This is a genomic window from Blautia glucerasea (assembly GCF_020537505.1).
Taxonomy (GTDB): Bacteria; Bacillota; Clostridia; order Lachnospirales; family Lachnospiraceae; genus Blautia_A.
Genome location: NZ_JAJBMO010000017.1, coordinates 18,175 through 30,064 on the forward strand (window position 1 = coordinate 18,175; position 11,890 = coordinate 30,064).

Sequence of the window (11,890 nt, forward strand, 5' to 3'; positions counted from 1 at the left end):
GAATGGAAAATTTAAAGGCAAAATCTTTTGACTTAAGAAAAGATACTGTAGACATTATCGTTGCCGGAAAGGGCGGACATATCGGCGGTGATATGAGCGTGATCGATACTCTGATCAGCCTGTACTTCTGCCAGATGAACATTTCTCCGGAGAATCTGGACGACCCGGACCGTGACCGTTTCGTACTCAGCAAAGGTCATTCTGTAGAGGCTTATTACGCTGTACTTGCAGCAAAAGGCTTCCTGGATCTGGATGATATTAAGGCTCATTTTTCCAAATTCGGTTCCAAATATATCGGACATCCGAACAACAAGCTTCCTGGAATCGAGATGAACTCCGGTTCCCTTGGACATGGGCTTCCGGTTTGCGTAGGTATGGCTCTTGCTGGTAAAAAGGACAACAGAGACTACCGCGTTTACACTGTAATGGGTGATGGCGAGCTGGCAGAGGGCTCCGTATGGGAAGGCTTTATGGCTGGACATCAGTACAAGCTGGACAACCTTTGCGCAGTTGTTGACCGTAACCGCCTTCAGATTTCCGGAAACACAGAGGACGTTATGGGACATGACGACCTGAGTGAGCGTATCCGTTCCTTCGGATGGCATGTAATTGATGTAAAAGATGGAAACGACATTGACCAGTTAAATGCTGCTTTTGAAGAAGCAAAAACTGTAAAAGGCAAACCAACCGCTGTAATCGCCAACACTGTAAAAGGCTGCGGATCTTCCGTAATGGAGAATAAGGCAAACTGGCATCACAAAGTTCCGACACAGGAAGAATATGATCAGATCATCGCGGATTTTGCAGCAAGAAAGGAGGCCGCTCTTCATGAATAAGATTCCAAACAGACAGGCCATCTGTGAAGTATTGATGGATAAGGCAAAAGAAGATAAAGATATTATGGTGCTTTGCAGTGACTCCAGAGGATCTGCTTCCATGACACCATTTGCAGATAATTTCCCAGAGCAGTTCGTTGAGACCGGTATCGCAGAGCAGAACCTGGTAAGTATTTCCGCAGGTCTTGCAAAATGCGGCAAGAAGCCGTTCGCATGCTCACCGGCCTGCTTCTTATCCACAAGAAGCTACGAGCAGGCTAAGATCGACGTTGCATACTCCAATACAAATGTTACCCTGATCGGTATCAGCGGTGGTGTAAGCTACGGCGCACTTGGAATGAGCCATCATTCTGCACAGGATATCGCAGCTATGTCTGCTATCCCGAACATGAGAGTTTACCTTCCAAGCGACCGTCACCAGACAAAGCATCTGATCGAGGCACTGCTAAAAGATGAGAAACCGGCTTACATCCGTGTAGGAAGAAACCCGGTTGAGGATATTTATACAGAAGATAACTGCCCATTTGAAATGGACAAAGCAACTGTTCTGAAAGAGGGAACAGATGTAGCAATCATCGCCTGCGGTGAGATGGTACGCCCGGCTTACGAGGCTGCCAAATTACTGGAGACACAGGGCATTTCCGCAACTGTACTGGATATGTACTGCGTGAAACCTCTTGATGCTGAGGGCGTTGTAAAGGCTGCCCAGAATGCAAAGGCTGTTATCACGGTTGAAGAGCACGCTCCATTTGGAGGACTTGGCTCTATGGTAGCGCAGGTTGTTGGCGCCCAGTGCCCGAGAAAAGTGCTGAACATGGCTCTTCCGGATGCTCCGGTTATCACAGGTACCTCCCAGGAAGTATTTGATTACTATGGATTAAATGCTGAGGGTATTGCAAAGAAGGCTGTTGAAGCTCTGAAATAAAAATTAAATAAGAAACAAATTTAAGCGTGACTGACAGACTGCAAAAATGCAGAACCAGGATGCTGCTTAGAAGTGCTGTCCGATCGAGCGTGCTTCTGGGCAGTATCTGGTCAGGCTCGCTTATTTTTTTTAGAAAGTGAATTTAAGAGGATAGTAAAAATGGCAAAATATATTATTAGTATTGATCAGAGTACCCAGGGTACTAAGGCGCTTCTTTTTGATGAGACAGGAAGCATTATGCGCCGTACAGACCGCCCTCACAAGCAGATCATTAACGAAAAGGGCTGGGTTTCCCATGATCCGGAGGAAATTTACAGCAATGTTCTGGAGGTTGTGAAAGAGCTTCTGGAGGGGGTTGAGAAAGAGTGTGTAGTTGGTCTTGGTATCAGCAATCAGCGGGAAACTTCCCTTGCATGGAACAGGGTGACTGGCAAGCCTTATGGAAATGCAGTTGTATGGCAGTGTGCGCGTGCAGTTGATATCTGTGCCCGTGTGGAAAAGGCTGGCGCAGCAGAGATGATCCGCCAGAAAACCGGAATGAATCTATCCCCATATTTCCCGGCTTCCAAGATCGCATGGCTTCTGGAAAATGAAGAGGGTGCAAAAGCGGCAGCTGACCGTCATGAAATCTGCCATGGCACTATTGACAGCTGGCTGGTTTACAGGCTGACAGGGGGCAAGGAGTACAGAACCGATTATTCCAATGCTTCCAGAACACAGCTTTTCAATATTTTTGACCTGAAATGGGATGAGGAGATCTGCGGCTTATTTGGCATTGACCCGGCGAATATGGCTGAGGTTACAGATTCCGATGCCTGCTTTGGAGAAACGGATTTCGAGGGACTTCTTCCTCATAAGATCCCAATCCATGGCGTAATGGGCGATTCCCACGGCTCTCTTTTTGGACAGGGATGTTTGCAGCCTGGTATGATCAAATCCACTTATGGAACCGGTTCTTCTATTATGATGAATATTGGGGAGAAGCCGATTCTCAGTACTCATGGGGTTGTTACTTCTCTTGCGTGGAAAATCGGCGGCAAGGTTAACTATGTGCTTGAAGGCAATCTGAACTATACAGGCGCTGTGATTACCTGGCTGAAGGACGATCTTCAGATCATTTCTTCTCCTGGAGAGACCGGTAAACTGGCGAAAGAAGCCATTCAGGAGGACAGCCTGTATCTGGTTCCTGCATTCAGCGGTCTTGGCGCTCCTTACTGGGACAGCGAGGCGAGAGCTTCTGTTGTAGGCATGAGCCGTACTACCCGCAAGGCTGAGTTTGTTCGTGCTGCACTTGAGTGTATCGCTTATCAGATTACAGATGTTGTGCAGGCCATGTCTGAGGATGCTGGTGTTCCGGTGAAGGAGCTTCGCGTAGATGGCGGTCCGACCCGAAACGACTATCTGATGCAGTTCCAGAGCAATATTGCAGATGCAGGAGTTCTGGTTCCGGATTCTGAGGAGCTTTCCGCTATTGGACCGGCTTATGCAGCTGGACTGAGACTAGGCGTTTGGGACAAACACATTTTTGGAAAATTAAATCGTGTGTCCTATAAACCGAACATGGATAGAGAAGTACGGGAGAAGAAGTATACAGGATGGAAGAAGGCGGTAGCTTCCGTGATCACAAATAAATAAAAGAAAATGATCAAGGCGGACGACCGGAAGGTACGGGGTGTTTCGGACAACGTCAAAAAACGGGATTTTGTGAGCAAAATCCCGTTTTTTGACTAACTGTCCGAAACACAACGCTGCTCCCAGTCTGTGTGCTGGATGAAACTATGTGAATGTTGAAATATTTATTTAGAGGGAGAAAAAAAGTGGAAGGATGGTAGCGCTAAATAAATGTGACACTAAATAAAGAAATTGGACTTGACGGTGGATGCTTTGTAATCGTAAAATTTTTGTATAGATTATAAAAAGACGGAGTGGGTTTTGGCATTTTAGTAGGGCAGAATTCACAAGTGAAAATGCAGAGCTGGAGGCTGACTGCCAGGTTTTTGTTTGAGGGCAGTAAAGGCTGTGGGCTGGCAGAAGCCAGGGACTTTGCAATAGTTTAGATTAGTTAAGAGAAGGAGAACAGGGAAATGAAATTAGGAATTGTTTACACAAGTACCACACCGGAGCTGATCGAGTGCGTGAATGAGGAGATCAGAAAGAATTTAGGAGATGCACCAGAGATCCTGAATTATCAGGATCCGTCCATTCTGGCAGAAGTAAGAGAACATGGATATGTAACGGCAGGCGCAGCAGCCCGTCTTGTAGGAATGTATATGCAGGCTGTTTCTGACGGCGCAGATGCGGTTTTGAACTGCTGCTCGTCTGTTGGCGAGGTTGCAGATGCTGCTCAGGATATTGGCCGTTATACCGGTATTCCGATTGTCCGTATTGATGAGGAAATGTGCCGTGAGGCTGCCCGTCTTGGCAAGAGAGTGGGTGTTCTGGCCACACTGCCGACTACACTGGAGCCTACCAAGAATACCGTTTCCCGTGTGGCAAGAGAGATGAACAGCCATGTAGAGCTGGTGGATGGTCTGGTAGATGCCTTTGGCGCAGACCAGGATAAATTTAAGGCACTTCTTTGCGGAAAAGCGGCTGAGATTGCAGATCAGGTAGATGTGATTCTTCTGGCACAGGGCTCAATGGCTTATGCAGAGGACGCAATCCACGAGAAAACCGGCAAACCAGTTCTTTCCAGCCCACGTTTTGGAGCACAGGCACTGGCAGCTGCATTGAAGGCTAAGGGATTATAATAATAAAGGAGAATAACAATGCTTACAGATACAACCAGATCCCCATACGCGAAGGTTCATGCCCTGGACGGAATGAACGTAAAATGGACCGGCGGTCTTTGGAAGGAACGTTTTGATACCTGTGCGAATAGCACCGTGCCTCAGCTGAAGCACATGTTTGACAGCAAAGACATCAGCCATGTGGTAGAGAATTTTAAGATTTGTGCTGGCGATGCAGATGGAGATTTTGATGGAACCGTTTTTGGGGACGGAGATTTTTATAAATGGATGGAGTCTGCCATTTATACGGCTTATCAGACCGGTAACCAGCAGTTGAAAGATGAAATCGAGGATTACATAGCCCTGATCGGAAGAGCACAGCAGCCGGATGGTTACCTTTCCACCAAACAGATCATTGGAGAGAGAAGCCAGAACGGCGTTTTCAGAATGGGCGATATCAACGATTTTGAGGTTTATAACTTTGGTCACATGTTTACCGCAGCATGTGTGCACAAGAGAATTACCGGAAAGGACAATTTCCTGGCAATTGCAGCCAGAACAGCAGATTATCTGGAGCATCTTTACGAAGAGGCAGAGCGCACCGGAGAAGTCCAGACTGCTGTTTGCCCCTCTCATTACATGGGATTGGTGGAAATGTACCGTACCACTGGGGAAGAGCGCTATCTGAGGCTGGCGAAGCAGGCCGTTGTCCTTCGTGACAGTGTAAAAGACGGCATGGACGATAACCAGGACAAGATCCCGCTGAAAAAGCATGAGAAGATCCTGGGACATGCAGTGCGGGCAAATTATCTCTATGCAGGTGTTGCGGATCTTTGCCTGGAAGAGCAGGATCCGGATTATATGGAGGTTCTCCACAAAGTATGGAGAAGCCTTGTGGATAAAAAGCTTTATATTACCGGCGGATGTGGAGCATTGTATAATGGTGCGTCCCCTTATGGATATTTCTTTGACCATCAGCTTGTACATCAGGCTTATGGTTATGAATATCAGCTCCCGAATATCACAGCTTACAATGAGACCTGCGCGTCTTTGGGCGGTGTTTTCTGGGCATACCGTATGTTCCAGCTTGAGCCGAAGGCAGAGTATTTTGATATTCTTGAGCGTATGATGCTGAATACCAATCTGGCAGCGCTTAGCCTGGATGGTAAAAGGTTTTTCTATGAAAATATGTTAAGACGTGCCAAAAAGCTTGATTATAAGCTGATCTGGCCGCTTACCAGAAGCGAATATATTCTCAGCTACTGCTGTCCGCCAAACCTGGCAAGAACCATTGCACAGTCCAGCGAGTACGCATATCTTACCTCTGATAACAGTGTATGGACTGGTATGTATGGTGCAAGTGAAGCGCAGGTGAAGCTGGAAAATGGCGGAGAGTTTACATTGGTTCAGTCCACGGATTATCCTTTTGACGGAACAATCCGTTTCACAACAAAGGATGTGAAAGTAAATGCTCCGGTTCATTTAAGACTTCGTATTCCGGGATGGGCAGCTGGCGGTTCCATTAAGGGCGCTGGTGCAGACCGTGAACTGACGAAAGAGGATGCAGGAACCTATCTGAATATTCTGGTTGAGGATCCGCAGAACATGGATGTACAGCTGGTTCTGGATATGGAGATCCGGTATACAGTTGCCAACAACATGGTAGAAGAGACGGTAGGCCAGGCTGCGATTGAGCGCGGACCGCTGGTATACTGCTGCGAGAGCGTGGATACACAGGCCGCTGATCTGGATGATATTTATCTGGATCTGAATGCGGAATTTACTCCTGTAGATTTCGAGATTCAGGGAAGAAAGATGACTGCCCTGGAGACGGAAGAGTACACCATCGACCGCTCTGAATTTGACAGAAGTGTCCTGTATCAGCCGCTGAAATATCACGGTATGAGCAGAAAGCATGTACGTCTGATCCCGTATTATGCATGGGATAACCGTGACTACGGCGAAATGAGGATCTGGTTCCCAATCGCATATACTGTATAATAAATTGAGTTATCATAACCTGCGCTATGAACGAAAAAAGGCAGTGCCGAGCAGAATCCGGAAGCGGCGGAATGGTAAATGCCGCTCAATTTCTAATTATACTTTGAACGAATAGAATGGAGAGTTATAGAAATTATGGAATGTAAAGTAATTCCTTTTCATACCGTCGAGGAGAGAAGCAAAACAGACGCCGCCAAAGCAGAAGCCCTTCTTTCCCAGGCAATGGAAGGTTTTCATAAAAAACTGGTAGTGTTGGATGACGATCCCACAGGTGTACAGACCGTTCATGATGTGTCTGTTTACACAGACTGGGAAGAAGAATCCATCCGCAAGGGCTTTGAGGAGAAAGAATCCATGTTTTTTATCCTCACCAATTCCCGCAGCTTTTCTGTGGAGGAGACTACAAAGGTACACCAGGATATTGCCGCACGTGTGGCAAAGGTGGCAGGGGAGCTGGGGCAGGATTTCATGATCATTTCCCGTGGAGATTCCACTTTAAGAGGTCATTATCCGTTGGAAACGCAGCTTCTGGCGGATGGACTGGCGGACGGGAATGCAGGAGAATCAGAGAAAATGGCAGCTGACAATGGAGCTTCTGCAGGGAGCACAGCTGTTGACGGCGAGATCATCTGCCCGTTTTTTCCAGAAGGCGGCCGCTACACAATGGACAATATCCATTATGTAAAAGAGCAGGACAACCTGGTTCCAGCCGGTATGACGGAATTTGCCAGGGACAAAACCTTCGGCTACAAATCCTCCGACCTTACAGAATATGTGGAGGAAAAAACAGAAGGAAAGTACCATAAAGAGGACTGTATCACCATTTCCCTGGACGAGCTGAATGCTCTGGATGTGCAGGGAATTAAAGACAAGCTTATGTCTGCACAGAATATGGCGAAGATCATTGTGAACGCAGTATCCTATGCAGACCTGAAAGTTTTTTGCGCCGCACTTGTACTTGCAATGAAAGCTGGAAAGCATTATATGGCAAGAACTGCCGCTGCTTTTACCAAGGTGATGGGACGTATTTCAGATCAGCCCCTTCTGGGAAGAGCACAGCTGGAGGGCGATACAAAGAACGGAGGAATCGTTCTGATCGGTTCCCATGTAAAGAAGACCACAGATCAGCTGAACTGTCTGAAAGAACTGGACGGACAGGCTGACTTTATGGAATTTCAGGTAAATACCGTATTCGAAGAAAATGGTCTGGAGAAAGAGGTAGAGAGAACGGTGAAGGCAGCAGAGGAGAAAATCCTGTCTGGAAGAACCGTTGTAATTTATACAAGCAGACAGCTTCTTGCACCGGAGAATATGACTCCGGAGGAGAAACTGCAGATTTCCGTAAAGATTTCCAATGCAGTGACCAGTATTATCGGCAAGCTTTCCGTGAAGCCGAAATTCATCATTGCAAAAGGCGGAATCACTTCATCTGACGTGGGAACCAAAGCACTTCGGGTAAAGAAAGCCCGTGTTATGGGCCAGGTGAAGAAGGGAATCCCGGTATGGATGACCGGCGAAGAAAGCAAATTCCCTGGAATGCCGTACATTATTTTCCCGGGAAATGTGGGTGAAGTAAGTACGTTGAAGGAAATTGTAGAGGAATTGATCTGAAAAATAGCATGATTGCAGGTCTTCGTTTACACGAGTAGCAAATTTCAATTACGTAAGAGTTTTAATGACCTAACAAGTAAATTTTTAGTCTGTTTTGAACAGCTTACGGAGACACTGTAGGTTAGAAAGATGTCTATTTGGAAGAGATTCGCTTAAATAGGAGGTTTACATAATGAGAAAAGTAATTATATCCCTGGCACCTGTACAGGCAGGCACCAGTGTGGATGCAGTAAAGCTTGCAGAGGATGTAGAAAAAAGCGTAAAACTTGGTGCTGCTATGTGTCACCTTCACTGCCGTAAACCAGATGGAAGCCTTACACCGGATATTTCTTATATGTCTGAGTGCTTTGACGAAATTCTGAAACGGACAGATGTGGTAGTTCAGGCGTCTACAGGCGGTGTTTCCGACATGAACATTCAGGACCGCTGCAATCCTCTTGATTACCCCAAGGTAGAGAGCGCATCTCTCAATGGCGGAAGTACAAACCTTGGTGAGGCAGTCTATATTAATTCTTTTGATGATATCCGCTACTGCGCAGACGCTGTTTATAAGAGAGGAATTCTTCCGGAAACAGAAGTTTTTGATATTGGAATGTTACATAACATGGCAGTGGTAAGATCTGAGCAGCCATTTGCGGATCCAATGCTGTTTAACCTGGTATTTGGACACAAAGGCGGCATGCAGCCTACACCGGAGATGCTGGCAGCCTTCCGTTCCTTCGTTCCGTCTGATGCGCTCTGGGGTGTGACGCATTTTGGACGTGACAATTGGACATTCCTGGCAGCCGCTATCGCTATGGGAGCAACTGTAGTCCGTGTTGGATTTGAGGACAGCCATTACCTGGACGAGGGCGTAGATGCTGAGTATAACTGGCAGGTAGTTGAGAAGCTGGTAAACCTGATCCGCGCCATGGGACTGGAACCGGCTACACCAGATGAAGCAAGACAGATGCTGAATCTGAGAAAACGCTAAAATCAAAATAAAGTTTGCGCAGCAAACGCTACTTCTTGTGCTTGTCACAAGAAGGTTCATCTATTATGCGCAGCAAACGCTACTTCTTGTGTTTGTCACAAGAAGATTACAATCTGAGAATATATGTCAGAAAGGATTAGAAAAAATGTTGACAATCAAAAAAGTATACATGGATTACGAAACAGCCCCGGTTGGTGTTTCCCATATGCCCCAGTTTGCCTGGGAGCTTGTAAGCGATAAGAAAAATGTAAAACAGAAATCCTACGAACTTCAGATTGCAAAAGACGCTGATTTTACAGATCTGATCTATAACAGCGGAAAAATAGAGTCTGAGGAATCTGCACATGTTTATGCAGAAGGTGCTTCACTGGAGAGCGGCAAACGTTATTTTGTCCGCGCAAAAACCAGTGACGGCGAGGAAGAAACTGTCTGGAGCGATACTGCTTCCTTCGTAACTGCCCTTGCAGGGGAAAATGGAGAGTGGGAGGAAGGCGCACCTGCATGGAAAGCACCTTTTGTATCCGCCGAAACTGACGATTCCTATAAGAGCGTTTCCAAAGGAACCTATGTAAGAGGAACCTTTGAAATCAAAAAAGATATAAAAGAAGCCTATGCCTTTACCACAGCCCTTGGCCTGTATCAGTTTTACCTGAATGGCAAAAAAGTTGGTGAGGACGAGATGACACCGGGATGGACATCCTATAGAAGACATCTCCTCTATCAGACCTATGATGTAACGGAATATCTGCAGAAGGGCATTAACGGCGCCGGGGCAATGCTGGCTCCAGGCTGGTACAAAGGCGTTATGGGCCTGACAAAAGCCCGCAACAACTATGGCGACCAGACTGCTTTCACCATGGAACTTCTGATTCGCTACACCGATGGAACAACAGAATCTGTTTATACGGATCCATCCTGGAAAGGCTGCGATTCACCGGTAGTATTTGCAGAAATCTATGATGGTGAGACTTATGATGCAGCCCTTGAGATTCCGGACTGGTCAAAGGCAGAAACTACAAAAGGCGATTGGAAGCCGGTTCAGCTTGTATTCTTTGATACACAGGTTATGCGCGCGCAGTACGCTGCAAAGGTTCGTGTAATGGATCGTATTCCTGCAAAACGTATTTTCAAAACACCGGCAGGAGACCGGGTAGTTGATTTTGCCCAGAATATGGCAGGCCGCATTGAAGTAACTGCCACTGGTAAGCCGGGAGACGTGATCGAGCTCCACTGCTTCGAGGTTCTGGATAAGGATGGAAATGTATATCTGGACAACCTTCGTGCAGCCAAAGCAACGATGAAATATACTTTTGCAAGGGAAGAGACAGTTACCTGGCATCCGACTTTTACGTACATGGGATTTCAGTATGCGCTGATTGTTTCCTATCCAGGCGAGCCGAAAACTGAGAATTTCACAGCCTGCACCCTTCACTCCAACATGGCTTCAAACGGAAGTCTGGAGTGTTCCAATCCGCTGCTGAACCAGCTTCATCACAACTTCCTGTGGGGCTTAAAGAGCAACTTCCTGGATGTGCCTACAGACTGCCCGCAGCGTGACGAGCGCCTTGGATGGACTGGCGATGCAGAGATCTTCTGCCGCACAGCCACTTATCTGATGAATACTTACACATTCTATAAAAAATGGCTCCGCGACTTGGAAGTTGACCAGACACCAGAGGGCGGTGTTCCACACGTTATCCCGAACATTGAGGAGGGACGCACTGATGGAAACTGGCTTCTCCGCCAGGGCCCCCATTCCGCAGCAGCCTGGGCTGATGCTGCCATCATCAATCCATGGACCATGTACCTGATGTACGGCGACAAAGATATTCTGAAAAAACAGTACAACAGCATGAAGGGCTGGATTGATTTCATGCGTGCCCATGCGGTAGATTACATTTGGAATTACAAGCTGCAGTTTGGCGACTGGGTAGCTCTTGACGCAAAGGAGGGCAGCTATTTCGGTGCAACACCAAATGACCTGACCTGTACTGCCTATTATGCATACTCTACCGGACTTTTTGTCCAGATGGCGAAAGCCCTTGGAAAAGAGAATGTGGCAGCAGAGTATGAGGAGCTTTATCATAAGATTGTAAAGAAATTCCAGGAGACCTTCTTCGACGCAGAAGGAAATATGACAGCACAGACACAGACCGCACATATTGTGGCACTGTATTTCCAGCTGACTCCTGAGAAATATATCACAAAAACGGTAGAAGGTCTGAAACGCCTTCTGGACAAAGAAAACGGTCATCTGGTTACCGGATTTGTGGGAACTCCGTATTTCTGCCATGCCCTCAGCCAGAATCACAGCCTGAAGGAAGCTTACGACCTGCTTCTGAAAGAGGATTTCCCGTCCTGGCTGTATCAGGTGAAAAAAGGTGCCACCACGATCTGGGAGCACTGGGATGGAATGAAGGATGACGGAAGTATGTGGAGTGCAGATATGAACTCCTTTAATCATTATGCTTATGGGGCTATTGGTGAGTGGATGTACCGTGCAATGGCCGGAATTGAAGCTGATCCAGAACATCCGGGCTTTAAACATGCGATACTCTATCCGCGCATTGGTGGAAATCTGAAGTACACTGCAGGAAAATATCATAGCATTTATGGTGATGTTGGTGTAAAATGGGAAGTCCAGGGAAAACAGATTACTTTAACTGTTCAGATTCCGGTAAATACAACAGCAGAGATCCGTCTGGATCAGGCGAAAGCGGTTCTGGAAAGCGATGGACTGACATTTATCAGGGAAGCAGACTATATGGCTGCTGAAGCAGGAAGCGGTACATACCAGATCGTATTTGAACAGTAA

8 protein-coding genes are annotated in these 11,890 nt (G+C 46.9%); all 8 read left to right on the forward strand.

Features of this window, described 5'->3' with window-relative positions; translation table 11 throughout:
- The first annotated feature begins 2 nt into the window (after positions 1-2).
- Entirely contained in the window at positions 3-836 is an 834-nt protein-coding gene (locus LIQ05_RS13105) for a transketolase (RefSeq protein ID WP_226821291.1), read from the forward strand.
- A complete protein-coding gene (locus LIQ05_RS13110; RefSeq protein ID WP_226821293.1) occupies positions 829-1,761 on the forward strand; it encodes a transketolase family protein in 933 nt (310 codons plus the stop codon). The genes LIQ05_RS13105 and LIQ05_RS13110 overlap by 8 nt, the downstream gene beginning before the upstream one ends.
- Positions 1,762-1,920: 159 nt before the next feature.
- Positions 1,921-3,396 carry an FGGY-family carbohydrate kinase gene (locus LIQ05_RS13115; RefSeq protein ID WP_226821295.1) on the forward strand — a complete coding sequence of 492 codons (1,476 nt, stop codon included), beginning with the start codon at positions 1,921-1,923 and terminating at the stop codon, positions 3,394-3,396.
- Positions 3,397-3,845: 449 nt separating this feature from the next.
- Positions 3,846-4,511, forward strand: a complete 666-nt coding sequence (locus tag LIQ05_RS13120; protein ID WP_226821297.1) for an aspartate/glutamate racemase family protein — start codon at positions 3,846-3,848, stop codon at positions 4,509-4,511.
- A gap of 18 nt (positions 4,512-4,529) precedes the next feature.
- Positions 4,530-6,491 carry a glycoside hydrolase family 127 protein gene (locus tag LIQ05_RS13125; protein ID WP_226821299.1) on the forward strand — a complete coding sequence of 654 codons (1,962 nt, stop codon included), beginning with the start codon at positions 4,530-4,532 and terminating at the stop codon, positions 6,489-6,491.
- A gap of 135 nt (positions 6,492-6,626) precedes the next feature.
- Positions 6,627-8,102 (forward strand): four-carbon acid sugar kinase family protein, encoded by a 1,476-nt coding sequence (locus LIQ05_RS13130; RefSeq protein ID WP_226821300.1) that lies wholly within the window; start codon positions 6,627-6,629, stop codon positions 8,100-8,102.
- Between the two features lie 172 nt (positions 8,103-8,274).
- On the forward strand, positions 8,275-9,075 hold the full coding sequence (locus LIQ05_RS13135; protein ID WP_226821304.1) for a 3-keto-5-aminohexanoate cleavage protein: 801 nt from the start codon (positions 8,275-8,277) through the stop codon (positions 9,073-9,075).
- Positions 9,076-9,220: 145 nt separating this feature from the next.
- Positions 9,221-11,890, forward strand: a complete 2,670-nt coding sequence (locus tag LIQ05_RS13140; RefSeq protein ID WP_226821306.1) for an alpha-L-rhamnosidase — start codon at positions 9,221-9,223, stop codon at positions 11,888-11,890.